Source organism: Methanospirillum stamsii (assembly GCF_003173335.1).
Lineage (GTDB): Archaea > Halobacteriota > Methanomicrobia > Methanomicrobiales > Methanospirillaceae > Methanospirillum > Methanospirillum stamsii.
This window is the reverse complement of the sequence record NZ_QGMZ01000014.1, coordinates 20,518-47,074: the sequence shown is the minus strand read 5'-3', so window position 1 is coordinate 47,074 and position 26,557 is coordinate 20,518. Positions and strand designations below refer to the sequence as shown.

General features: G+C 41.2%; 20 protein-coding genes. 12 read left to right on the top strand and 8 right to left on the bottom strand.

Annotated features, from left to right (window positions below):
* Nucleotides 1–4: 4 nt before the first annotated feature.
* Complete coding sequence (locus DLD82_RS06800) at nucleotides 5–1,636, bottom strand: right-handed parallel beta-helix repeat-containing protein (RefSeq protein ID WP_109940362.1); 1,632 nt, start codon at nucleotides 1,634–1,636, stop codon at nucleotides 5–7.
* Nucleotides 1,637–1,768: 132 nt separating this feature from the next.
* Here DLD82_RS06800 and DLD82_RS06795 point away from each other — a divergent pair, with 132 nt between their 5' ends.
* Nucleotides 1,769–2,245 (top strand): hypothetical protein, encoded by a 477-nt coding sequence (locus DLD82_RS06795; RefSeq protein ID WP_146199717.1) that lies wholly within the window; start codon nucleotides 1,769–1,771, stop codon nucleotides 2,243–2,245.
* A gap of 91 nt (nucleotides 2,246–2,336) precedes the next feature.
* On the top strand, nucleotides 2,337–3,116 hold the full coding sequence (locus tag DLD82_RS06790; RefSeq protein ID WP_146199716.1) for a 4Fe-4S binding protein: 780 nt from the start codon (nucleotides 2,337–2,339) through the stop codon (nucleotides 3,114–3,116).
* 193 nt (nucleotides 3,117–3,309) lie between these two features.
* Here DLD82_RS06790 and DLD82_RS06785 read toward each other — a convergent pair whose 3' ends face one another.
* Complete coding sequence (locus DLD82_RS06785; RefSeq protein WP_109940359.1) at nucleotides 3,310–4,464, bottom strand: Fic family protein; 1,155 nt, start codon at nucleotides 4,462–4,464, stop codon at nucleotides 3,310–3,312.
* Between the two features lie 269 nt (nucleotides 4,465–4,733).
* On the opposite strand from DLD82_RS06785, the gene DLD82_RS06780 reads away from it, so the two are divergent.
* From DLD82_RS06780 to DLD82_RS06770, 3 genes are all read left to right on the top strand, one after another.
* Entirely contained in the window at nucleotides 4,734–7,844 is a 3,111-nt protein-coding gene (locus DLD82_RS06780; protein WP_109940358.1) for a PD-(D/E)XK nuclease family protein, read from the top strand.
* Nucleotides 7,831–11,214, top strand: coding sequence for a UvrD-helicase domain-containing protein (locus tag DLD82_RS06775; protein WP_181391302.1), 3,384 nt, complete (start codon nucleotides 7,831–7,833; stop codon nucleotides 11,212–11,214). The genes DLD82_RS06780 and DLD82_RS06775 overlap by 14 nt, the downstream gene beginning before the upstream one ends.
* Before the next feature lie 120 nt (nucleotides 11,215–11,334).
* On the top strand, nucleotides 11,335–13,056 hold the full coding sequence (locus DLD82_RS06770; protein ID WP_109940356.1) for a transporter substrate-binding domain-containing protein: 1,722 nt from the start codon (nucleotides 11,335–11,337) through the stop codon (nucleotides 13,054–13,056).
* 54 nt (nucleotides 13,057–13,110) lie between these two features.
* Here DLD82_RS06770 and DLD82_RS06765 read toward each other — a convergent pair whose 3' ends face one another.
* From DLD82_RS06765 to DLD82_RS06755, 3 genes are all read right to left on the bottom strand, one after another.
* Nucleotides 13,111–13,485, bottom strand: coding sequence for a desulfoferrodoxin (locus DLD82_RS06765; RefSeq protein WP_109940355.1), 375 nt, complete (start codon nucleotides 13,483–13,485; stop codon nucleotides 13,111–13,113).
* A 419-nt stretch (nucleotides 13,486–13,904) separates the two neighbouring features.
* Nucleotides 13,905–14,798, bottom strand: coding sequence for a universal stress protein (locus DLD82_RS06760; protein WP_181391301.1), 894 nt, complete (start codon nucleotides 14,796–14,798; stop codon nucleotides 13,905–13,907).
* Nucleotides 14,795–15,463, bottom strand: a complete 669-nt coding sequence (locus DLD82_RS06755; protein WP_109940353.1) for a DUF6198 family protein — start codon at nucleotides 15,461–15,463, stop codon at nucleotides 14,795–14,797. The genes DLD82_RS06760 and DLD82_RS06755 overlap by 4 nt, the downstream gene beginning before the upstream one ends.
* 289 nt (nucleotides 15,464–15,752) lie before the next feature.
* Here DLD82_RS06755 and DLD82_RS06750 point away from each other — a divergent pair, with 289 nt between their 5' ends.
* Nucleotides 15,753–16,340, top strand: coding sequence for a hypothetical protein (locus DLD82_RS06750; RefSeq protein WP_109940352.1), 588 nt, complete (start codon nucleotides 15,753–15,755; stop codon nucleotides 16,338–16,340).
* Nucleotides 16,341–17,042: 702 nt separating this feature from the next.
* Here DLD82_RS06750 and DLD82_RS18490 read toward each other — a convergent pair.
* The gene (locus DLD82_RS18490; RefSeq protein ID WP_181391300.1) at nucleotides 17,043–17,198 is read right to left on the bottom strand and encodes a hypothetical protein; all 156 of its coding nucleotides are present in this window, start codon (nucleotides 17,196–17,198) and stop codon (nucleotides 17,043–17,045) included.
* Nucleotides 17,199–17,468: 270 nt separating this feature from the next.
* On the opposite strand from DLD82_RS18490, the gene DLD82_RS06735 reads away from it, so the two are divergent.
* Nucleotides 17,469–18,290 carry an NAD(P)H-dependent oxidoreductase gene (locus DLD82_RS06735; protein WP_109940349.1) on the top strand — a complete coding sequence of 274 codons (822 nt, stop codon included), beginning with the start codon at nucleotides 17,469–17,471 and terminating at the stop codon, nucleotides 18,288–18,290.
* Nucleotides 18,291–18,539: 249 nt separating this feature from the next.
* On the opposite strand, the gene DLD82_RS06730 is transcribed toward DLD82_RS06735, so the two are convergent.
* The gene (locus DLD82_RS06730; protein ID WP_181391299.1) at nucleotides 18,540–18,812 is read right to left on the bottom strand and encodes a hypothetical protein; all 273 of its coding nucleotides are present in this window, start codon (nucleotides 18,810–18,812) and stop codon (nucleotides 18,540–18,542) included.
* Nucleotides 18,813–18,911: 99 nt separating this feature from the next.
* Here DLD82_RS06730 and DLD82_RS06725 point away from each other — a divergent pair, with 99 nt between their 5' ends.
* The 5 genes from DLD82_RS06725 to DLD82_RS06705 all read left to right on the top strand — a co-directional run bounded on the left by DLD82_RS06725 (nucleotide 18,912) and on the right by DLD82_RS06705 (nucleotide 24,515).
* The gene (locus DLD82_RS06725) at nucleotides 18,912–19,190 is read left to right on the top strand and encodes a hypothetical protein (protein ID WP_109940348.1); all 279 of its coding nucleotides are present in this window, start codon (nucleotides 18,912–18,914) and stop codon (nucleotides 19,188–19,190) included.
* 120 nt (nucleotides 19,191–19,310) lie between these two features.
* On the top strand, nucleotides 19,311–19,877 hold the full coding sequence (locus tag DLD82_RS06720; RefSeq protein WP_109940347.1) for a hypothetical protein: 567 nt from the start codon (nucleotides 19,311–19,313) through the stop codon (nucleotides 19,875–19,877).
* Nucleotides 19,878–20,202: 325 nt separating this feature from the next.
* Nucleotides 20,203–21,501, top strand: coding sequence for a phosphoribosylamine--glycine ligase (purD, locus tag DLD82_RS06715; RefSeq protein ID WP_109940346.1), 1,299 nt, complete (start codon nucleotides 20,203–20,205; stop codon nucleotides 21,499–21,501).
* Nucleotides 21,498–22,406 carry an ornithine carbamoyltransferase gene (gene argF, locus DLD82_RS06710; RefSeq protein WP_109940345.1) on the top strand — a complete coding sequence of 303 codons (909 nt, stop codon included), beginning with the start codon at nucleotides 21,498–21,500 and terminating at the stop codon, nucleotides 22,404–22,406. The genes purD and argF overlap by 4 nt, the downstream gene beginning before the upstream one ends.
* Before the next feature lie 426 nt (nucleotides 22,407–22,832).
* Nucleotides 22,833–24,515 carry a histidine kinase N-terminal 7TM domain-containing protein gene (locus tag DLD82_RS06705; protein ID WP_181391298.1) on the top strand — a complete coding sequence of 561 codons (1,683 nt, stop codon included), beginning with the start codon at nucleotides 22,833–22,835 and terminating at the stop codon, nucleotides 24,513–24,515.
* Here DLD82_RS06705 and DLD82_RS06700 read toward each other — a convergent pair.
* Nucleotides 24,510–26,081, bottom strand: coding sequence for a hypothetical protein (locus DLD82_RS06700; protein WP_109940343.1), 1,572 nt, complete (start codon nucleotides 26,079–26,081; stop codon nucleotides 24,510–24,512). The genes DLD82_RS06705 and DLD82_RS06700 overlap by 6 nt on opposite strands.
* Nucleotides 26,082–26,557: the final 476 nt, after the last annotated feature.

The window sequence follows — 26,557 nt, the reverse complement described above, 5'->3', positions numbered from 1 at the left end:
CCCATTACAGATGTTTTCTCCGGACAAGGTTCAGGGTAACATCATCTCCAACAGTAATCGTAAACAGGATGAACGGTCCTGCATGTACGAGGAGCGGATTTCCGGATTTTATTTTTACCCGTTCAGGGATAAAGGAATATTCATAGGTTCCATTTTGGGCAGGTATGGTAATTACCGGATTCATTTGGACAGTCCCATTTTTAAGCGTTCCTTCGATGAGTCCCATATTCTTTGCAATAGTACTTCCTGGAGAGAGAGTTATCTTCGTTCCTTCCGATAGAGGGGGATCGCTCTTATCTGTAAAAGATATGTTCAAGGTGGTGTTTTCTCCGGGTAAGGCTCCATCAGGCATACTAATATCAGATATTACAAGTGAAGAAAGGAATGAAAGTGATTCATCCTCAGGCTTAACATCTCCAATAATTGCAACATCAATATCTCTGCTTTCAGAAATATAGTTCCAGTTTTGCAAGGTATCTACCGAATAATTGGTAGCTTGTATTGCAATACCATTCTGATGAGCAAGATTGTTCATGATTGCCGCATAATGCCCGGTTGAGATGATTCCAACATCGTTAGAAGAGAGGTTGTTCATCTGGATATTCGTAGACGCTCCACGTGATATAATCCCTGCTTTATTCATGCTAAGGACATTTTCAACAATGTTAGCTGAACTACCGGATGAAAAAATCCCATTTTCACTCATTGAAATGCTATTTCCGGCTATGTTTATTGAACTACCTGTAGCATTAATTCCATATTCAGTATACTCAATAAGGTTCGCCTGATTATCAATTGAACTTCCTGATGATATGATACCGTTTTTATCTCCTACCAGAGAATTATCAGCGATGAGAATCGAACTTCCAGTTGTCTCTATACCTTTCCCACTGTTTTCAACATGGTTTCTGGCAATGATGTATGTACTTCCATTTGTTAGGATTCCATCAGTATTTTCATCGAGAGAATTTCCAAATATCAATCCTACATGACCAGAGAGGTTCAGTCCGATACTATTTTTCCGGATAGTATTTCCGGTAATGATGCTGGAAATCCCGTATGAATTGATACCAACATCATTTCTGGATAGTTGCATTCTGCTAATGATAACAGGAGATGCTTTGGATAAAATACCGTCTTCAAAACCAGTTATCCCGACATCAGATCTGCCAAAGCCAAGAACAGTCGCCCCGGTAGCATTTTTTGTAATATCAATTCCTACTGTTCCGGATCTATTCGCTCGTTCATTGATAATTCCATAGGTATTCCCATTAAGCAGGATATCACGGGGAGCAGATATTCGGATTCCATAATCCGATGTGAACACGTGAAGATCATCAGTCAGATGATAGACTCCTGGTGAAATGATATCCACCCAACCGTCATCATAGCCGGTTCCGTAAAAAATATATCCTTTACCAGTAATTCCTGGAGTCAGTGGAATACCGTTTTTTGTTTTCTCATCCAGAGAATCGATGGTTTCAAACATTGCCGTGAGATTAAAAACCTCCCATTCTTCTGTTGAAAGGTATTTCAGCCAGTATCCTCCAGGTAATGACCATTCACCCATAACCGGAGTAGCGGTAATACCCACAAAGACCAAGATCAACATTAATGTTACTATTTTTCTCTCCATTTAGGCTTTTCCTGAAAAATTTATGCGTATATAACTGATATTATCAGATTCTATTTATGTGAATACGAAAAATACATTGCTGAACTATTTTAAAAAGTTCAAAGCAAAGGCATTGATAAAATGAAAACAAGTGTGTCTCGTATCATTTCTATTGGTTTTGTTGTTTTAATGTGCTTGGTTTCCCTCGGAACTTTTGTTTACGCAGAGGAGGAAGAAGCAGAGAATATCACCACAAGTGATGCAACAAATGCAACTGTCACTCCTGATACAGCAAATATTTCTGCAGATGAAATTCAGTCCATGGTTGCCGAATCATTATTGATCTCAATGCTCAAGCAATCAGGTACAAATGAAACCCAGACTGCTGCAATTGTAGAAACAGTTAAGAACTATTACGCAGGGAATGCATCAGAAACTGAGGCATCCCCAGAGCTGAACGAGGTAAAGACAGCAATTGCCAGTTCAGTATTAACCTCATTACTCAGCAACATCGGTGTCAATGAGACTGTCAGTGGAGTTGTCATGGATTACGTAAAGGTTCATGCCAATGATATTGGTAGCCAGCCGGATGCAAATGAGACAGGTAACCAGACTGTAGTTTCTGAATAAAGTATAGAAGATCTTGGTACCATTCTTTTTTGCGGGTATCATTGGAAATTTTATCGAACATATTATCACCTCTTCGAAGAATGATACAAACATGGTATTATCTTCTATTCCCCAGCAAGTAGGACTGGTATATGCTCTTATTGCTATCCCTCTTATCTTTTATCTGTATCATAAAGGAAAATTCAAAACTCCGGTCCAGTTGGTTTTTCTTCTATTATCTACCCTGCTTGGATTTCTCATATTTGCTCCAGTGGCACCCTACCAGTTTCAACAGGTATTATTTGGCGAGACAAGAAAACTGGGTCTGCCCCTGGAAGCAGTTTTATTCTTTCTTATCCTTTTTATTCTTCTTACCGTTTTTGGAGGAAGAGCCTACTGTAGTGCAGTCTGCCCTATCGGGGCAATTCAGGAACTATTTTCAAAAGTGCCTGTTCCGAAAATTTCCATTCCCTGGAAACGGGCGGTTCTCATCATCCACCTGGTTGTAGGAATTGTCTTCGTATTTTTTGCATTATTTATACCGAATTTCCCGGTAAAATGTATGGGGATGAAATATTTTTTCTACCTTGAAATAACGTCCCTTAAATTCTACTTGTTTGCCTTGATCATGGTTATCGGCCTTTTTATTTACCGGCCATTTTGCAGATTTATCTGTCCGTATGGACTGCTTTTAACCGCTGCAGCATACTTTTCCATATTTAAACTCCGCCGGACCAGTGACTGTATAACCTGTAAAAAATGTGAGAAAATATGTCCGGTAGGTGAGGCATATGAAAATAGCAATAAGGCGGAATGTTTTCTTTGTGGACGATGTACAAATGTTTGTCCGGTTAAGGGAGCTCTTGAATATTCCCGGAAAAAAGATACATAATGAAGGCCGGATTTCAATCGGTTAAAGAAAATAATGAAATATCACAAAAAGTTATAATGTCAATCAACTAAACATTATCACGATACAGCATATCAATTTAATCTATCTATTTCCAACCTTGAACTTTATAGCACATTAAATGGAATAAGCGTTATTTCATGTAACGTAAAATTTTACGTTACAATATTGAAACTTATTCGACTTTCGGAAATTCTGTTCCCTTGGATAAAATTTTCACATATTCAACAAACAGAAATTCTTTATATCGACTTTTACCGGTTTCTTCAACTAAAAACCCTGCATCTACATATTTATTTACAAGACGTCCGGCAGCCTGATGTGAGATATTCAGATTATCTCTCACATTTGGAATGGATACAATAGGGTTTGAAAATAGTAACTGATTCAATAGAATTCCATGAATGCCCCCAACACTATTTGTTATAACCCATTTCTCTAATTTTTCATTAAGTTTTTTTATGGAAACTGCAGTTTCACTTGTCAAATTTGACGATTTTATTACCCCTTCCAGATAAAATTCTATCCAACCCTCAATATCCCCTTCTTTAGAAATTCGATTGAGCCTTATATAATGCTCCTCACGTTTTTCTTTTAAGTAATAACTAATTGTGAAAAACCGAAACCGTATCACTTTTTTGAAGTAGAGATATAAAATAATTAATAACCTGCCAACTCTCCCATTTCCATCCAAAAATGGATGAATCATCTCAAAATATGCATAAATGAGAGCAGATTTTATTAACGGAGGAGTGTCATCATCCATGCGAATATAATTCAATAAATTTTCCAGGCAAAACATGACGTTCTCCTGGGGTGGAGGAACATACGTAGCAGTGAAACAATCGTCACCACCAACCAAATTTTGTATTGGCCTGATAAACCCAGGCATCTTTTCTTTGCCTTTAACACCAGCAAGTAATGTCTTATGTAATGAGCAAAGAAAGCCCATAGAAATCTTATCTATTTCGGCTTTTGCAAACCCTTCTGTCAATGCGTTAAAATTGTTCACTACCTGTTTCAGATGATCAGGATTATCAGGAGAACTAAGGTTTTTCTCAAATCGTAATAGACCTGAAAAAGTTGCAATAGTCCCTTCAATTTGTGCACTCAATAATGCCTCTTTTCGTGCAAACATACATGACAACAGATCAGAATCCGGAACCATCTGGATTGTTCCATCCATGTACGCAATTGCCCTGTCAGCACTGGAAAGTAGAGACGCAATTTTTGGTGTATAGTCTAATGGAGGATCAAGTGGCAGACTTGATGGAATAAAACATACACATCCATTCGGTTGCTCTTCATATCTTCCAGTATTATATTTCATAGTAACATTGATTTGAAAAGTTCATTGTTTCGAATATTAGTAAACATTGAACCTCAGGACACATTACAATTAAGATCTGATAACCATTGAATCCTTTGGTTCAATGTATAGAATCATTTCTCATAAAACCTCTCAAAGCCGATCAATTTATTTTAGTACGTTCTACCAGGCAGAACCTAATATTAATTGCACCTTTTCGTTCTTCTTCCGGATTCGGATAGGAAATCATATCCCTAATTCCTGTATACCCTGTATATACTGGTACATTCGTGTCAAAACAAAAATCACTCAACGATACATTCATTCCTCAAAAGCCTTCATCTACACCGGAATTTGGTGCATCGCTAACATTAAAAGACCTGATTATTTTTCCAACAGCCCTCCTCGCCAACCAGAAAAAAAAGGAACTCATCAATCAGCAAATCCCTCATAATCCGGACCGGATCACAACCTTGCATGATTTCTGCCGGAAGTACCATGAAGAACATGGAAAAACTACCCGGATTATCACCGATGGTCAGGCTCTCCTTATCTTATCAACAACCCTTGAAAAAATAAAAGATAAAATCCCCTTCTTTTTTACCCGGGGTCATCCATCTCCGGGCACACTCAAAGACCTGTATGAACTCCGATCCATTCTCTCTCAGCGTGTAACTGATTTTTCATCTCATCCACTAATCTCAAAATCTGAAAAATGCCGGCAGATCTCTTATGCTCTTACCTCTTTTAAGGAAAACCTACAGACAGAAGGTCTTCTTGATAACACAGCCCTTATCGAATGGGTTATCCGGGATATATCAGAACGAAAAGACACAATTTTCTCCTCGGTCAGGACTAGTCAGCTCCTGGAAATAATGCCCAGGGAAAAAAAACTCATGCTAGCCATCCGGAATCATGCAAAAGAATTCAGGTTTGAGTATCCTGCCGGACTGGACTCTCGTCTCTATGCTCCTCCTGATTGGATAGAACCTCGTGAAATAGTCCGGACAGAGCCAACCGATGAGCTCGTGGCACGATCTGACATTTTCACCAGCTCTCCCATTCCGGATAATGGTGATGGTATCCGGACCCGGGTTTTTCCATCGACAAGAGAAGAATTGGAATCTATTGCAGAAGAAATACATGTTCTTGCCGAAGAAGGAGTTACCTTAAACGAAATATGTATTGCCTTTCCAAAGATATCGTCTGCTTCACCACAGATCCAGGAAGTACTCGATGAGTTTGGTATACCATCATACTCACAGGTGGGCGAGCCACTTATCCGGGAACCAATAATAGGGTTTTTCTTGCTCTTTCCTTCGCTCGTGTTGGAAGATTACCCCCGGGAACTGGTCATCAGCCTCTTAAGCAGTCCATATTGTAATCTTCCCAATCAAAATCTTCCACAAATCACCGCTCTGGAATTTGACCTGATAACACGAACTGCTGGTATCGAAGGAGAAACATCATGGGAACCATCACTTCTTGCCCTGAAAGATCTCCCGGAAGATGCGAAAAAATCACTCCCCGGTTATTCTGAACAATTAATAGATCCCGCTGTCGCTTTGATACAGGAAATACAGCAGGACTGCAACCAGTTCAAAGATAACCTGACCGGACATGCAGGAATCGCAATATACCAACGAATATCTGAAAAATGGGTTAAGCCTGAATTTTTATATCGTAAAAAACCCACCGACGATCCGATTATTACCCGTGAAAAAAAAGCATACGGACAATTCCAGGGTTGTCTGAAGAAACTCTCCACCTTGTTTTTACCAGATGAAAAAATTGAACTTTCTGAATTCGTAAGATTTTTGACATTTCTTCTGGAAGAGCCGGTAAACCTGACCGAAGATACCGGAGGTGTCAGGATATCCGGGCTTCGTCAGGCGGTTGGAATGGAATATTCCTGTATGTTTCTTGGCGGCCTATCCGAGGGAGACATCCCCTATCCGTCTACCCGTTTTCCCCTGCTTACCTCGACTGAATCACAGGAACTTGGGAGTCGTGGTCTTGATGAAGTAATCATAGGTGAACAATATTACTTTATTTCCACCCTGGCAGCCGGAAAAAAGGTCTGGCTCTCCACATCAAATACCCGGGGAGAGCGAAAAGTGCTTACCTCTTCGTTTTTTGAAGAGGTCCGGAAAGTTAAAAATACCCAGGAATGGGGAAGAGACATCACCCATTCGGAAAAAAGAGCAGCCATACGGGCAGGAAAAACCATCCGCCAGCAGAACTCCAATGAGGGGGTGGATCCGGACAATCCCCTGTCCTGGCTTTCAGTTAACCAGACCTACGGATCTGTTGCAAACCGCATCCTGATAGAAGACTGGTACCGAACCGGCACTTTTGATTCTAAATATGATGGAATCCTGAGTGAAGATGAACAGGTAATCAGCTGGCTATCGGATCCCAATATGTTTGGTCCGGAGAGGATATGGTCTCCGACCCAGATTGAAACCTATGCAAATTGTCCGTTTAAATTTTTCCTTGAACGGGTAATAAGGATACGTCCATTTTTAGAAGTAGACCCGACACTCTCACCTGCCCGGAAAGGAACTCTTATCCATGACACCCTCTGTGAATTTTTTAAAGAGTGGTGCAATTCCGGACCCCGCCGGATTAGAACAGAAGATATGGATGAGGCATCTGATCTTCTACTTCGAATCGGGAAAAAATACACTGGCTCCTATTCATACAAAAGTCCGATTTGGCATGCAACCGTTGCATCTTTGCTTGGATATGATGATAATCCCGGATTACTCAGGCGACTACTTGATCATGAAGCGGAAAGGGAAGGATTTCTGCATCCGGAACGATTTGAATTCGAAATCAAGTCATCACCGGATTCTCCGGATAATAATCCGAATTATGTCACCCTGGACCTGGGGGAAGGTGAAAACATCAGAATACAAGGGAGAATTGACAGAATTGACACCACTCCGGACGGATATTTTGCTATCATTGACTATAAAACAGGAAGCCAGTATCCAAACGGGAAACGAATTAGCGAAGGAAAAGCACTCCAGCTTCCCCTCTATCTCCTGGCACTTGAAAAAATGTATGAAAATACAGATAAACCCCGGATCGGAATAGGTGGTTCATACCTTGAAATCAGCAGGAAAATAAAACAGACCTGGCCGCTTCTTGACCCGGAAAGAAAGCATATCGCCGGACATTCACGTGCCAGAGGAACAACCGGGTTTCATGATGTGACAAAAGGAGCCCTTGCCGCTGCACAACAGTACATTAACGGGATGAGGGCGGGAGTATTTCCGTTACCACAGGATAGATGCACTATCTCATCATACTGCCCATATTCCGGAATATGCCGTTTTGATCGGTTTAGAAATGCTGAACAGAGCGAAGAAGGAGGAGAAGATGGCAGGGACTGAAAGGCAGCAGGAGGCAATAACAAGCCATGATACTTCCGTCGTGGTATCCGCCGGAGCCGGAACCGGAAAGACGTATGTTCTTGTCAATAAATACATGGACCTTCTTGAGAGTTTTGGCTGGCAGAATCCGGATTCAATTAATGGTATTTCAGTTCTGAATATTCTCGCTCTTACGTTCACCGATAAAGCAGCAGCGGAGATGAAAGAGCGAATCAGAAGTGAACTTGAGAAGCGGGAAGGAGCATTCTGGGAGAGATCAAGGCTTGAGTTTCTTATTGCCCCGGTACAGACCTTTCATTCCTTTTGTGCAAGTGTCCTCCGAGAGTTTCCCTTTGAGGCCGGACTTGAGCCATCGTTCAATGTTCTTGACCAGGAAGAATCTTCCCGGATTTTTTCTCTTTCTTTCCAGGAACTCATTCATACACCGGCAGAAAAAGAGATTAAAGATTCACTGATTAGAAACCTTTCTGTTGTCGGAGAATACAGCCTTGAGAAAATTACCCGGTACCTTTATTCCCACAGAGAAGATGCCGAAGAATTCTTTTTCCAGCTGGAAAGTAACCCTGATGTAGTAATTTCCCGTTGGCAGGAGGAGATCCAGAAATTCAGGGAACAGGAAGTGGATAACCTCCGGAATAATAAAAAATTTTCCGATATGGTAATTTCGCTGCTCGGATTTGCCGCAATGGACATCCCTGCAGATGACAAGGCAATGATATATCTCCAGGACGTAAAACCATACCTTGAATCACTCCTTGAAACTGATAATCCGGATAAATTCCTTGATGCATCATCATCTTTTCTGCAGGAATCTCTCAAGGGAGGGTCAAAGAAGAACTGGTCTGAGGATTTGCTTAAGGAACTCAGGGAGACAAATAAAACCCTGAATGAGTTGCTGAAAAAAAATATCGAATATATCAGAAAAACTGAATTTATTCCGGAAAATCCTTTCAGTATCCTTACCCTCCGGTTTCTTGCTGATCTCAATAGAACGTTCTCCCGGTTTTGTACTATCATAGAAAAGAAAAAATCAGATGCCGGCGGTATCGACTTTTACGATCTCATCAGGTATACAAAGAAATTATTCCGGACAAATCAAGAAACTGTTGCTTCATATTACAAAGACCGGTACAGGTACATCCTCATTGATGAATTCCAGGATACTGATCCGGCACAGTTTGAAATTGTAAACACCATCATTGGTGAACCTTCTCCGGAGGTAAACAGCCTCTTTATTGTCGGTGACCCGAAACAGTCAATTTATCTTTTCAGGGATGCCGATGTGACCAGGTTTCGGGATGCCCAAAATCTTATCACCGGAGCATGTAACGGGAAAAATATTCCCTTAGATGTATGTTTCAGGAGTTCGCCGGAGGTTGTTTCGTTTGTCAATACCTTGTTCTCGCGGTTATTTCATACGGCAGAAAAGCCCTGGGAATTTACCTATGATTTCATTCAGGTAAGTAACGAGCGAAAGAACCACGAAGGTTCAGTTACCCTGATACTTATTCAAAAAGATGCAGAAGTGCCTGAATGTGAGGTGATCTCGCAGCATATTGAAACTCTGATCAAAGAACAAACAACGGTATACGAAGAGGGAATCCGGGATAAGGATGGAAACAGAACGTTTGTAGAAAGGGCTGCAATTTATGGAGACATCGCAATTCTTCTTGAACGCCGGACACACCTTGGACATTTTATCCATTCTCTGGCAATCCGGAATATTCCATACTATGTTCATAAAGGAACCGGATTTTACAACCGGCAAGAAATCCTTGATTTAATCAGCCTGATAAGCGTTCTTTACCGGCCATATGATGATATCCACATGGTGGGACTTCTCCGGTCTCCCTACTTTGGTCTTTCAGATCTTGAAATTTTACAAATATCCAGGTATGCCGGAAGTTCATTCCTGGAAAAAATTTTAAACTCCTCAAAGGAATATCCGAAATTCGCACAGGTATACACCCATCTCACCGGATGGATGCAATGTGCCGGTCGTCTCCGCCTGGTCCCGCTCATCCGGTCTGTTCTTATTAAATCCGGGGTGATGGCTGTTTATGGAGGTCTTGTTGAGGGTGACCAGGTAATATCAAACATAGAAAAACTGCTTGATATCATCAGGACCAAGGAGGAGATTGGGAAATACCAGCTGCCTGACCTGGTTATCGATCTCTATGATGCCCTAGACCGGGAGGAAGAAGAGGGAGAAGCAATGATTGATGATCCGGACCTTGATGCTGTTACCGTCATGACGATACATGCTGCAAAAGGTCTTGAATTTCCGATTGTTTTCATCCCGGAGATGGCTGCTAGACCAAACCTTGACCAGGGTCCGGTTCTTTTGGGCAGCAGCCGCTCGCTTATGGGAGTGGTTCTTCCAGACCCGGAAAACAACCTTGAGTCCACGAAAACTCCAATATACCGGCTCCTTAAAAAAGAACTTGATTATAAACTCCTGGCTGAAAAGAAACGTCTCCTATACGTAGCCCTTACACGAGCAGCAGACCATTTGATTATGAGCGGTGAAATCGGGGAGGAATTGCCGGATGGGACACACAATACCAGACTTGACTGGATAATTCCAACCCTCGGGATAAGTGATTATGACATCGGAGAAGGTCATATTTTGATTCAGGATGCTGATGGGAGGGACATTTCCGTCCGGATTATTACTCCTGATGAGGATATCCGGAGTATCGATCCCGGAGTTCCTCCTTTTATTATTCCTCCCGAACTCATGGAATGTCACGGAACATTTGAGAAAAAAGTTATCAAAACCCAGGAGACTTCAAAGATTCCATACCAGGTGACACAACTTGCAGAACACCTGAGTCTTCCCCTTATTGAGATTGATCATGAATATGAAGGAGAGGGAGCCCTGTTTGGCAGTGCTGTTCATGAAGTACTCAGAGGAAGAGATCCGGACCTTGTAGTTAAGGAATTCGGAATACTGGATGAGAAACAGCAGGAAAAATTACAAACAGTATTAGAAGAATTTTTAAACCAAATCAGTATTGCTGAAATGTCTGATGTTTTCCGGGAGTATGCATTTACCGTTTCTATTGCAGGAATTCCCCTGACTGGAAGAATAGATCTACTCTTCAGAAGACCGGACGGAACCTGGAGAATCATTGATTATAAGAGTGATGCTCTTGCAGTATTGCAACTCTCTCAAAAAGAATCATATCAGTTCCAGTTGGAGAGTTATCGAAGGGCAGCAGAAATTCTTGGAATGAATCCCGCCTTAAGTGTATTGTATTCAGTATCAGATAAAAAACTGATTGAACTTGATCCATGGCCTGATGAAAAATATTATTCTTTTCTCACCACCTGTGTTGAACAAATTAACGTACATAAACCCGGATAAGAAAACTATCATCAAAACCAAATAACTCAAATAGAATAATTAGCCAGGCATGCTAGTATTCCACACATATATATATTATCAGTTTCTACATACGTTTCGGATGATGATTCAGGTTTACCTATGAAATTACTGCATCCACACAATTATACAAAACGCCTAACCAATTGGGTAATTTTACTTGAAATTCTAATTATTCTCATCGCTTTATGCTGTCCCATGGTGACTGCAGATCGGGAAGTTAAGGTGGCCCTTACCGAGCTAAAACCATCACTCTTTACCGATGACCTTGGTAATCCCGCTGGATTTTTTGTTGATCTCATCACTGATTTGGCACGGCAAAAAGGATGGGATATTGTCTGGGTCGAAGGATCACTTACAAATAACTGGGAACATTTGAGTTCTGGTGAAATCGATCTTATCATGGGAGTTGCCGCCACGCCGGAACGTGAGGAGAACTTTGCGTTTAGTAATGAATCGGCATTTTCAGTCTGGTCTCAGGTGTATGCACGCCCATTTTCCGGGATCAATACCATACTGGATATTGAAGGGAAACGAATCGCAATAATTAACGGATCATCCTGTGGAACCGGATTTCGTGATATTGCACAAAAGTTCGGGGTCAATGCTACATATCTGGTAAAAAATTCTCCGGAAGATGCCTTTGAGGCAGTTATATCAGGAGAAGCAGATGCACTGGTAGTGTATAACACAGCAGGACAGGGGCTTGCCCAGCCATATGGACTGGCAGGAACTCCACTGATGTTCAATCCTACAGGACTTGGTTTTGCCCTTAAAAAGGGAAAGAACTTCGATATTCTGCAGGATATTAATAATTACATTCATAAGGCCAAGAATGATCCTTCGTCAGTATACTACCGATCAATGCAGAAATGGTACGGGATTGAAACCAGCGAGACTATTCCGACCTGGATCTGGTTGGGTCTTGGAACTACTGCTCTTCTAGCCGCCCTCTTTGTTGGCATGAGTTATATCCTCAGACGAGAGGTCAGGCGTAAGACTGCTGAACTCGCAAAGCAGAATGAGGAATTACACTCAGAGGTTCTAAACCGGAGACATGCAGAAACTGAACTGGTCAGAAAAAACAGCGAGTTAATGGCTACTTATGAAGAACTTGAAGCGATGGATGAAGAACTCCGGCATAATTTTACGGAACTCTCAAAAAGTGAAGAAGCCCTGATGCAGGCCAGGAAAAAATTGAACCTGCTGAGTAAACTCACCATAAGGGATATTAAAAACGCATTTTTCATATTATCAGGATACATCCAGTTATCAAAAGATGCAGAGTCTATCGATGAGGCAATGGATTGCTTTACCAAAGAGGAAAAAATCCTGCAATCCGTTGAACATATCCTTGTCTTTTTGGAAAAATATCAAAACCTCGGAATAAAACCTCCAAAGTGGCAGAATGTTCAGTTAACTCTTATTAATGCAATCTCTCATCTTGACTTTTCGAAGATATCCCGGACAGAGGAAATCCCGGAGATTGAGATATTTGCAGATCCCTTACTGGAAGATGTATTTTTAGCCCTCATGGAAACTATTATCCGGCAGGGACCGACAACCCATGTTGGCCTTCGTTATCGTCAGAATCCGGAGAGTATCACAATCCTGGTTGAATCCAACGGACCAGGAATTCCGGACATTGACAAAGAAAAAATATTTGCCTGGGAAAACACGGGAAAAGACGCAACCAGCCTTTTCCTTGCACGAGAGATCCTCTCAATAACAAAAATATCACTGGAGGAGACAGGAGAACCAGATACAGGCATATGTTTTGAGATAACTGTTCCAAAAGAGGAATATCGAATTATTGATGCGTAAAAAAATTATCAGACTCCCTCTTTCTCCTTAAGGGTATACCAAAAACCAAAAAAATTAAAGATTGGTCCAGAACCCATGTTTGTTACAGAAAATACGGACCTTTTTTACCTGCTCAAACGGAACACAAAACTCTTTTTCCGGGGCATCTTCAGGCTTTAACTGAGAAACCTGTTGGAAATTGTCACCGATGACCTCAATCTGGACAATATAATGGTCTTCGGCCATGGGATGTGGAACTGACCCAACTTTTACTTTTACTCCGGTAGCAGTTTTATCAAGGACCGGAACATGTTTCTCTTTTCCTTCCTCTTCTCCGCGTTTCTCCTGAACCAGCGTCATCTCCTGGTTACAGCAGACCAAAGTCCCTTTTCCAGCAATAATAATCTGTACAATCTTACCACATACGCCACACTGATAGAGTTCCTGCATACTCATGTACCTCGAAAAGCAATTTGTCTTAGATCTCTATAACATCTTCCTCTCAGGTCCTAAGTTAAACCTTTTTATTTTACCAGTAAGAATCACAGGACGGAACAGCAATAGCCTGATAATTATGAAATTACCTATCTATTTCAGAAATCATTCATAGTAATTGGAAGAGGATGGTATCATTATAATTTTAATCAATTTTTGGAATGGTCAAATCCTTCAAATAAGGTTCCATCAAACATACAAGAAACCTACGAACGTAATCGTAACTTATTCTATGTTTCATGTTCTCGACCAATTGAGCGTTTGGCTATCCTTTTTACTCAAGAATTAACCCATCTCGCTTTGGATACTCTTAATCAATGGTTCGGTAAAGAAAATATCCATTCTCTAACATTTGAATAATATTCTTATTTGCATTATTCGAACTTTTTGTTTTTTCTGGCCTCCGGTAGAGCGGTATCTACTCCCCTGACAACAAGGATTGGACACCGAGCATGCCGGACAGTCTTCTCGGCGACACTTCCCATTCTGACATATTCAAGGCCTGTGCGGCCTTCTGTACCCATAACGAGGAGATCATGATTAGTCGAAGCGGTGATTACCTCCTGGGCCACCTGACCGGAGAGGACCACCGGAGTAACGGAGATGCCAAGTTTCTGCCCATTTCTAACCACTTCAGTCACAGCCTTCTCGGCATTTTCACGGGAGAAAAATTTCTCTGCCGGTCCCAATATTCTCCTCTTCTTTTCGCTGATCACACTCAGGGCAGTAACATCGGTTTTGAAAATCCGGGCCATCTCAAGCCCGTGGCTGATGGCATTCTCCGTGATCCCGGTTCCTTCCGTGGGGATTAGTATCCGGCTGTATGTCTCATGTGCCGGAGAGTCACCCCTGATAACAAGGACCGGACATGTTGAAAACCTTATGACTTTCTGGGCCACACTTCCGAGGAGGAGGAGATTGATACCGGATCTGCCGGCGGTTCCCATAACAATGAGATCATATTCACCGGAAGCATCGATGATAACCTGTGCTGGTATGCCGGCGATGATCCGGGATGTAATGCCGATACCAACCTCCTCTCCCATGCTGACTACCCCGGCAACAGCTTTTTCGCAGGCCTGATACTGGGGCGTATCCGGATCAAGAGTTGTTGTATCGCCCGGAATCGCATAGTTGCTCTCGTCGTTGACACCAAGAGCAGTAACGTTAGCCCCGGTGATTTTAGAAAGGGTAAGGGCAAAAGAGATGGCTGCCGTGATGGTGCTGCTTCCGTCGGTCGGGATCAGGATATTCCGGTAAAGGTTCATTGTACCATCTCCTCCAGTCGTCTGCTCCACGGTCTGATGATGATTACCCGGCTTAATACCGTATTTACTGCCTGAACACCGAATCCGGTGATGCATGCCATGATAATCGTCCCTATCCCAACCCCTTCGAGGTGACCAAGGCAGAGAAAGGAGAGAGCCACGGAGAGGGTGACACAGATGATGTCAAAAATGGTCTTGATCCGCCGGTAGGTGACATGGTAGAAGAGAGTCAGGTCGTTTAGGAAAGTATCGATGACCATCAACGGTATTTTAGAGCCGACCATGAGGGAAATGCCGACACACATAATCCCGAAGCTGAAGACAAAGTAGAGGATTCTCTCCCAGAATTCAGACGGAAGGCCGGAGAGGGTTTGTGTAAAGAGATCGATACTCATTCCGAAGAAGACAGAGAGGACAATAGAAATGAGATAGCCTGATTTGAATCGTTTCGTGATGGCCAGAAGAAGGATCAAAAGGCCGACCTGGAAAAGGGGATTCCAGATACCGAAAGAGATCTGATTCCAGATCCGGCTCAGTACGAAGGGAAGCGATGAGATGGTTGATATCCCGAATTCTGCGTTAACCATGAGGGGGATGGCAAACGAAATGAGGAGAATTCCAAAAACAAAGGTAATCTCTCCGGGAATGATGATTTTAGTATGCATGTCGTGACTTCTATAATATTTGAATTTTTAGAGATGATGACCGGGCAATGAGATACTCCAGGTTTCAAAGTGAGGGTATAAGATTGGTGGGAAGGCCGATAAGGTTTTTTGGGGAGGAGATCCCTGAAAATTATAATCCGATTTAAATGGAATTGTGGGATTAATTTCAATATTTATCCCAGTTATTGCAGAATATCTTTTTCTCACAACTAGAATTCTTATTACTTTCAAATATCTGCTTACCGAATCAAAACTCTAAAATAAAAATAACCAGATATATGAAGATAATATGAATCGAAAACATCTCACCGGACTCATTATTCTTATATTGTTATTTTCTCTGACAGGAATCTGCTTTGCCGCTGATTCTCCAGAATACCTTGCATACCTGAAGGGAGGAGAGAGCACAATAGTGAATGATACTGAAGATATGATGATAATCACGATCAATAACCCGGACCCTCTGGTAAATATCACAAAGGAGGATAATACCACCCAGGTTCCGGTTGGTTTTATGGTTTATACATATCTTCCGATAAATGCTGTAGCAATTTTCAATGGTCCGGAAACGAAATCAGCCTCCATAGTAAAAATAGAAAACCAGTCTATTTCAAATAACAATGAAATTCTCACACTTCAGGTAAAACCACTTGATTATTATGACGGAGAACTCCTGAGTTCTTTTGCACAGGATACCTTCAACCTCCATCAGTTGGATGAGAAAACGTTCAATGAAACCGGGTTATATCTTGAGATGATAAAAAGTGTCCCGGATAATGCAGTAAGTTCGGGAAAACCATATGATCTTTGTATTCATAATTGTAAGGTGGCTAATGATTACTACAATTGTGTATCTCAATGTGAACTGGTCGGGTAATAGTTTTGTTAAAATTTATAGTTCCGGAAAAGGGATTTGAATATATCGTAAATAGCATTCATCTTTAGTCCAAATTTTTTTTTAGTCTGCATTGTTAGAATTTTTTTTAAAAAATATAACTTTTGGTCGTGATCTAACATAACTGCACAGATGGAAAACGGATCCACTCTTCGATAGTCCACACATGATCTGTTAAACCTACCGCCATTGCAGGTGTTCTTTTCTTTGATCGCTCCCCTCGTTTATCTTGTATTTGAAGTGTCCGAATAGGCCAACAAAAATTGTAACTATATAGACAAAAGAACGTCATTGCTTCGTTTTCTCTTCGTTCTTTAGAGAATAAAAGTGTTTTCCCAAATTTTTCGTGAATTTCGATTTCTATCAGTAACATTCTGCCGTTCTATAAATGAAGTCTTTTACGAGTTTGTGAGTATTCTTTGCAGTCCGTTTTCCTGGAATGACTGAAAGGATTAACCGGTGCTTGGGATCATAAGCAATATGATCCCAATTATCACCATAATTGTCATCATTTGGGTTGCATGGATCACAATTCTTCTCTTTCTTACCGACGAAGCTCCATTTTTCATCGAATTGAACTTCATTTGTCTGAGGGGGAAAAACCAAACAATTCATCATGGATTAATTGAGCATGTTTCCCTGACTTTTGTGAGAGTCTGGCCACTTTCCCTAAACTCACTTCTGTCAATCTACTGGTTTTCCGTATTCCGCATCCCTCTGAGAGATTTTCCATGACCGAAACCGCTTTTTCGTGCTCGATTTTTGAGTTGAATAATACAGTGCCTCTGGTTTCAGAAAACCGATATCCACAAGACCTGCATCGCTACATTCGGTTTCCATGACCACCAGATGTTCCACTCACGGTAAGATTTCCTAATCCTCGTTTTCCATAGTCAGGACAATCTGGGTTTTGACAGCAAAAGAGATGAATATCATCTGTTTTGAGGGAAAATTAGGATTGTATTGGTTATTTATTAATTTAATATATTATTAAATTTATAATGTTTTTCACATATTAAGATCACAGCAAGAAGATAACTAAAATTAAACAAGTTAATGTAAAATGAAGCCCAAGATTTTATTCTTGTATTTATTATCCGAGGAATACCCATGACTGTTCCAACAGAAAACCATGAATTTGAAACGATTGAAATAACCTGGAAATGTACAGTATGCGGCTTTCTTTTTAAAGGAAAAAAGCCTCCAAAAGGTTGCCCTCATTGCCATAGCCCATCCGGGGAATTCATCCCTGAAAGGAATGAAAAGTTCACTTACCACAATGAACCTTTTGATGTTCTCCTCATCAATGGGAGTTCCCACCGGGCAGGAAACACCGGAGTCATGACTGATATTGCTGAGGAAATGCTCAAAGAAAATGATGTGTCTTATCAGAGATTTAACCTGAATGAATACTCTATTGACCATTGTTGGTGCTGTTATGCAGTCAAAGCACAATCATGCAATTATCCCTGCCGGAATGGTGAGGACGATATGCACTTATTTCACCAGATGCTTGCAAATTCAAAAGCAGTAATTATTGCATCCCCTATCAATTGGAACAGCATGTCAGCACGCCTAAAGATCTTTTTAGACCGGACCACCTGTATGCAGAACCTCTATCACCTCAAAAAACCCGGATTAACAGAAGGGAAGATACTCGGAATTCTGGTCTGTGGTCATGAGGACGGGGGGATTAAGACCAGCATGGATATATTTCTGAATTTTCAACAGATGGGATTTATCCTTGCTCCATTTGGTATCGCATACAGAACGCATGGTGCAGAATTTTCAAGTAATGAAGATAGAGAATTCTTCAGGAACGATGATTTATTCCGGACATATACCCGTGGTGTCGTGAACAATGTAATTGAGATGATGAAACTGGATTGTGAAAAACAATTAAAAGACAGAATCATACCGGTCTCCGAGTGAACCTTTTTTTTGAGGTATGGTTTTAAGATATTACGCATTTTCTGGCATTTAGGGCATAGTAACAATATCAGAATTATTATTGAAAAACAGGCAATAAGATGAGACAGGTCTAGTGGGTAACCAAAAAAACCAGGCTGCATGATAATGCCTTGCTCATATCATTCTCCGGAGATATCGGGATATGATGCCGCATAATACACGGGTTTTTCAGAATATGTAATCCAAAATCGACTCTATTTCCCTCCCCTATTAGAAATATCCGGATGACCTTTTTTTCATTATGAAATAGGTATATCCATACTCATTTGCATATTTCCGATGAATATCCATCTCCATTTCAAGTCCCTGGATAATACATCTAGCATCCTGGTTGTTTGAATATTTTTCCTTTAACATTCCCAGCCGGCCGGTTAACGGAGTATAATAATGATTCCACCATCCGGTATCAGGAAGTCTGAACGACCCAATAAGAGAATACCCTTCTGACCGTATCATTTCCTCTGCCTTCGGAACTGAAGGCATGTCCGGAGAAATTTCATAAAAAAAATAAATATTCCGGTCCCGAGCATTTTATCTATCCATATACCGATGATATTTTTACAAATCCGGAGTTATGAAATAATGAATTTTAATGACATTATGGTTCTCATTACAGGATTTCTCTGTTTTTTGGTTGGAATAGCAATGGTACCGCTGATAAACTCATATGTCCATTCAAGTGTCGGGTTAGACCTGCCTGCAGCATTGATTGGCGTTGTCGATCTGATACTCATTTTCGCAATAATATATGTTCATACCGCAATTGTCGTCTACAATCAGAAAAGAAAAAATAAGAGTATATCTGAAGGAATGAGTTCACTCTTTAAAAAACCTACAGAACCAGAAAAATTCGAAGAGTAACTATTAAGGGCAAATACCCGTATCTGTTCCTGGATTATCAATATAAATGATGCATAATGAAAGAGAAAAATCTCTCGAGGTAACAAAGTACTAATTCAATAACGACAAATCTATTTAAAAATGAATCCAATCATATTTTTGATTTCATTCCTGCCTTGGATCCTATTTGGATTATTTGCAGGACATTCGCTTGTTGAACTTGAAATTGCTCTTATGTTCTCTCTGGTTGTTGCGGTTATCGTTGGATACCGGGACATGCGTGATAAACTCATTGTGCCCTGGATAACAGTCTCCTTCTTTATCCTCATGGTAATCGCCCTGACTGTTTTTCACTGGTATGATATCATTCCGTTCATCGGAATTGCATCAAATGCCGTTCTGACAGGAATTGCATTTGGAAGCCTTGCAATTGGCATTCCATTTACCATCCAGTATGCAAAACGGGATGTACCGAAAGAACGTTGGGAAAACCCTGTTTTCGTTCATATTAACAAAATTCTTACCTTCTTCTGGGGTATCCTCTTCCTGCTTGGACTCCTCAAAAGCATCTATGAATTCTACTATCCGGATGCATTCGGTATAATAGGTGATGCATACATGTGGATTTCCATTATTATAGGAATTGTTTTTACCATGAAATATCCTGATTATGCCAAAAAGAAGAATTCTCAGGTGACAGAGTCCTAGAGATAGTTTAATTAACCTGAATTTTTCAAAACTTTTTTATATGACTGACCTGTCATCAAATGATAGGTTTAATGAGATAGACCACATATTATACGAGAATAGTATTTCCAGGATCCGATATCTATGACAGTATGTAGTAGGGGAGACTATTTTTTTCTCCTCCATCTGATTGTACCAGGTATTCTCAATAGTGATACAGTCCTCTTTATTCAAAGAACTAGACGGATCTTTAAAAAATCACAAGGCTTTTTGCCTGTTTTCAGTGGTATTTGAATTTTTTTTATGAGCTGGAAAAAATGATACATATTCTATGGAGTAATAAGGAATGATTACCAATTCAAACATCCTCATAGTCGGAAGCGGGGGAAGAGAACATGCCATAGCCAGTGCACTTGCCCGAAACCCGCAGACAAGGATCTTTGCAGTCATGAACCGGATGAACCCGGGAATTGCTGAACTGGCACATAAAGTCCTTATTGCTCCAGAGACAGAACCCGAATCTATCAAAAAATTCTGCCAGGAAAATCAAATACATTTTGCCTGTATCGGCCCTGAAGCCCCACTGGAAACAGGGGTAGTTGATACCCTTACAGAGGTAGGCGTAAAATGCATGGGACCTTCAAGACAGGCTGCAAAAATTGAAACTGATAAATCATTCTGCAGGAACCTGATGAAAAAATACCAGATCCCAGGCCTTCCCGAATATCATATCTTCCATTCCGGAAAAGAAGCAGAAACATTTCTTGATACTTCAACAAAAGATTACGCAATCAAACCGTCCGGGCTAACCGGTGGAAAAGGTGTCCGGATCATGGGAGAACACCTGGACAAAGATGAAGCATGTGCATATGTGCATGAACTCTCCGGGGATATTGTCATAGAAGAACGGCTCATCGGGGAAGAGTTCACTCTTCAGGCCTTTGTCGACGGGAAAAACCTTGTCCCCATGCCACTTGTCCAGGACCATAAACGGGCATACGAGGGTGATGTCGGCCCGAACACCGGAGGGATGGGGTCATATACCCTTCCGGACCACCGGTTCCCCTTCGTTACCGACGAAGATTATCACCAGGCATTTTCTATCATGAAAGAGACCATCGCAGCTCTTGCAGCCGAAGGGACCCCATATGTCGGAATATTATACGGCCAGTTCATGAATACGGCAAATGGCCCGATGGTTATTGAATTTAATGCCCGGTTTGGTGACCCGGAGGCGATGAACGTCCTGTCACTTCTTTTAAGTGACTTTACCGGAATAGTAAAGGCAATTACCTCCGGGACGCTTGATACCGCTGACGTATCATTTGCTAAAAAAGCGACGGTATGCAAATACCTTGTGCCGGAAGGGTATCCGGATACTCCGGTTTCAGGAGGGAAACTGGTTCTGGGACCGGACAATACTGCTCTTTGCTATTACGCCAGCGTGGTAAAAGAGGGAGGATATCTCATAACACAGAGTTCCCGGACCCTTGCCTTTGTAGGAATCGGTGACAGCCTTGATGAAGCTGAACGTCTTGCAGAAGAAGCGGCCTCTGCTGTTTCAGGTCCGGTCAGACACCGTAAAGACATCGGAACAACGGAAGTTTTGGAGAAAAGGATTCTTCACATGAAGGAGATTAGATGAAGAAGGATTTTTTATCAATTCTTGATATCTCCCGTGAAGAATTGGCAAATCTCATTGCTCATGCCAGGAAGTTAAAAGAAGAGCGTAGAGTAGGGATACACACCCCGGTCCTGGCTAATAAAACCCTGGGAATGATCTTTGAAAAATCATCTACCCGGACCAGAATATCATTTGAAACCGGGATGTTTGAACTGGGTGGTCATGCCTTATTTCTGAACCCGAAAGACATGCAGCTCGGACGTGGGGAAGCCATATGCGATACTGCACGGGTCATGACAAGATTTGTTTCAGCAATCATGATTCGTGCAAACCGGCACGATGAAGTACAGGAACTCGCAGTTCACGCTGATATTCCGGTTATCAACGGTCTTTCAGACAAAGAACACCCCTGCCAGATCCTTGCAGATATCATGACCATTGAGGAGCGGTTATTCCGGACTGATGGAATTAAAGTTGCCTGGATTGGAGATGGGAACAATGTCTGTACATCACTTATCCTGAGCACCATTCTGACCGGAATGGAAGTAATCGTCGGCTCTCCCAAAGAATTTGCTCCAAAAGAAGATTTGGTCAAGGAATCACTGGAAAAAGGGGCAAAAGTCCGGGTAGTGACTGATCCCTTTGAAGCTGCCCGTGATGCTGATGTGGTGATGACCGATACCTGGATTTCAATGGGCCAGGAAGATGAAATCGACCGGAGAAGAGAAATTTTCATGCCATACCAGGTAAACAAAGACCTGTTATCGGTAGCAAAACCCGGAGCAATTGTGATGCATTGTCTTCCGGCACACAGAAACTGGGAAATAACTGATGAAGTTATTGACAGCAAGGAAAGTGCAGTCTGGGATCAGGCAGAAAACAGACTGCATGTCCAAAAAGCCCTGCTGGTAAGGCTATTGGCATAACAAACATCTGTCTCTTTTTAGTTTTTTCAAATATTCCAATTACGAATACCAGCTGATGCTACAGATAGAGGTTTATTAAAAAATCAGGGGAAACTAGCAGAAGTTCATCTCATCGTAAAGAAATTTTTCCATTTATCCCATATTCCCACCCATTCATTACGATGTAGGTAGAACAACTCCAAGATCGTAATTCAATTGCTCTTGTTTTTCAACCATCTCTCCTACTTATAGAACTTTTCCAGGCTGTTCGAAACATTCAATAGTGTCTAACTTATCCAATAAACTAGTAAAACTTGGGCTCTTAACATTCGTCTACAGAAAAGATGTCAGATCCAAAAAGGAATTATTGATCTATTTTATCCAGGTTTCACATTTTTTGGTTCATTTCACAACATTGATACTTGCCCATCGGAAATGATAAGATGCATGGAAATTCCCTGGTATTTTGCCCTTCTTACCTTTATATGTGGAGGTATCCTCCTTTCATTGTCAGTACAGGTATACCGGAGGAAACATATCAGCGGCCACTCTCTGGTCTGGGGAATACTTGTATTGTATGCTACAATCTGCCTGACCTTTGGATTGGATAATATCGGGATGATTCTTCCGGTTCCTCAACTGTTATCTCCTTACCTGTTCTGGATAAATACCTATTGTTATTTTGCCCTTCCGGTAGCCTGGTTTTTCTTCTGTCTTCATTATATCGGAAAACCCGAGTTCCTGACTGCAAGAAATTTCACTTTGTTGATGATTATTCCGGTCCTGATGAGTATTTTCCGAGTGATTTCATCAAGAGGTTTTTTCCATGAAGTACTCACAGGCCTTTATTTCTCTTCACTAAGCTGGGAGATAGATATCCTCGGATACGGGTATATTTATGGCCTTTCCATTGCAGGTAGTCTTTTGTTACTCAGACGATATCCGGATGTCTCTATAAAATTCAGGCATCAGATTATTTTTCTGATCACCAGTTCGTACATTCTCATTGTTAGCGGACTGATTACTGATATCAACATTTTCCCGTCATTTGATCCGATGTGCCTGGATGCGGCATTATCCGGTTTTATCCTGGCATTTGGCATTATCCATTATGATTTTCTTCAATATTCTCCAGTTTTCCGGGAAAAATTCTTTAATATCGCTACTTCAGGTCTCATTGCTCTTAGTCGCGACCGGCATATCATCGATATGAATCCAGTGGCAGAGAAATTGCTTCAAATCTCACTGACTGATGCATTTTCCTGGCATCCTTCTGAAATTCCATCATTGCGACCGGAACTGAGAAAGATCCTGGAGCACCCGGATATTTTGTATGAGCAACCATTCTCCCTTATCAGCGATGAAATCAGGTGGTATAGTGTATCTTCTCAATTGATCCAAAAAAATATCGGGGAAAAAGGAGGGTACCTGGTAGTTTTTACCGATATTACGAGCAGTATGAACCTTGAGAAACAGATTCAGGAAACAAAATCCCAGTTAATCAGGGAGAAAGAGAAACTTGCACAGGTTCAAAAATATAGGGATTTTTTCTTGTCCCACCGGGATGCCATCATTATTATATCAGAAAACCGGATAATTGAAGCAAATCCGGTGGCATATGGGATGTTTCCAGAATTTGGTGAAGCGATCATCGGGATGGATCCGGTCAGTCTGTCTGCCGGTCACCAGAGAAATCCTGATGATGTGCCTGAAAAATTACGATATTATTGTACCCAGGCCTCATCAGGCCGGGTGATTGATTTTTCGTGGGTGTTCCAATCGTATCATAAAGAAATCCCTGCAGAGGTCAGGCTCAGTCGCCTGGTATATGGCGATCAGATCCTGGTTGAGATGAGTATCAGGGGTATGTCAGATATTTACCGGAAATTGGATGAATTCTCTGAGATAAACCGGAATCTGATGAATATCCTGTATGAGGAGATCCACTTGTGGAGTCTTGCATCAGATGTGATATCAGGCGATTCTGATCCAAAATCTGATACAATGAAGGAGATACAAGAGATCCTGATTAAAGCAACAAGAAATATCGAGAGGATAGTACCGTATCAAAACTTCGTCAAACCGGATTCATCCCCGAAGGCTGACGAAGAACCGGTTTTAAGATCATAATCCCCGATCTGTCAGGTACTGAATAAGGGGTGCCGGAGTAGGTTCGCCAATACAGAGGTAGGTCTTCTGAGTCTGGGGATCCTTGTTTTGCAGGATGTGCCAGACCATCGGAGAATCACAATGAAAATCAATAATAGAATCTGATGAACAGGTTTGCTCTGGTGTATCTTCGTATGCCCTGATATGGTTCAAAATCCGGTCAGCAATTTCCGGGGACAGGATATCCTGAAGGAACCATTCATTCTTCAAAGGAATGTTTCCCATATGGTAAAGAGCTAAAGCCGTCTGGTTTGTAGACAAAATTCTCCCGTCGTTTTGGGTTAGAAGGAGGGGATTTTTTCTCTGATCCATTATTGTAGAGAGAATATTCATGAGGTGATGGGTTTCAGATACCAGGGAATGACACTCCAGGGTTTTTTCAGAGAGCTCCGAATAGATCTTTCGGTATTGATCCTGGTATTCCAGCAAATTTTTCTTGATTTCTTCATCTTTTTGTTGAACAATACCTTTCACCATAAAACAGCGGAATATGACATCGAGGATTTTCTGGTATCTTTCTGTCTTAAGGGGTTTATTTTGTATTCCAATCCCGAAAATGCCGATTAGAGAGGATTGATTCATAATTCCTATCAGTGAAATGGTAGGGATTGGAAATGCTTCCCGCACGATCCGGATTTCTTCCTGACTCATCATCGGATCCAGGAAATGAGATATATCTTCGTGCAAATAGGGTCTTCCGATTTTGTACTTAAAAATGCTGACCGGAGGAATTGATATTTCCCTGGTAAAGAGAGAAGGAATGATACCGGTTAATCTCCTGGAGGCGGATTTCGGAAACCGAATGTCATTGAATCTCCCGATCTGTGCCTTTTCGTCGACAGTAAGAGTGATGATAAGATCATCAGGAAACTTTGAACTGATAATCTTTACAATGTGAGTAATTGCCTCATTCAGGTTTTTATCAATGACATTCGGGAGGTTGGCAGATAGTTCTTCGAGAATATCAGATGGTGGAAAAATATCTCTGATGGGTAGATTATCTTTTTGTTCTGTCAACAAAACCAGCAGGATGGCACGGGATTGTTCATACAGTGTTACCCGGATACTCATCCATTGCTCTGACTCTGTATCTGATCCAAGTATCCGTTTTTCTCCTTCCTGCTTCGTATCAATGATCTGTTGAAGATCTCCGGAACGAAGATGTAGGGCAAAATACGCAATATCAGAGATTGGTTGCCCCAGTAATTTCCCGGAATTTGTGTTATATTTCCTGAAAAAAGAATCACTGGCTTCGATTATATTAAGTTTCTCATCAATGATAACCCAAGGTTCATGGCGCATCTCCAGAAGACCATGTACTGCAGACCTGTTTTTTAATGAATATACTTTTGCAGTGCTATGTTGCACACAATTGACGATTCCAGCATGCTGGAGATCATCGGCAATTTTTGCAGCTTTATTCCGGTTGACTCCACTTTTACGTGCGAGATCAGAGATAGATAATCCCTGAATATTTTGTTTGAACGTGGCAAGAATTACTTCTTGATCTACAGCAGAAATCTTCATTTTGGTAAAAACTTGCAATAATTTGTCCGAATCTGGAAAACAGAATATTGATGCATATGATCCCCGGCCTTTTCGAATCCCGTTATTTACAGAACCTTCATTCTCAGGTTATTTGGTATCTAAAGATATAAACTAAGATAACTGCACAATACGACTACCCGGTTGATGGCCGTAGGTTTTATTAGTGTCCGCGATTTTGGTCGGATTTCTACTTAAGTATTTCAGAAATGATTATAGTACCTCTTTATCCGCATAAATTCAGAAAATATCTCTTCTGACTCATCAATGGGATTATTTTTTTATCACATCCGGCTACGGGATTTTAATGGTTGCACATTTATTCTTGTTTGATAAAACCGGTTGAAAACGTTTTGATATTTTTGAAAGGTTTTCTCCTCGCATCTGAATTTTAATCATCAGAATGTGCAACTCAATATGCAGTTTTTTTAAAAAAATGACTGTTTGTCTCTTTGAAC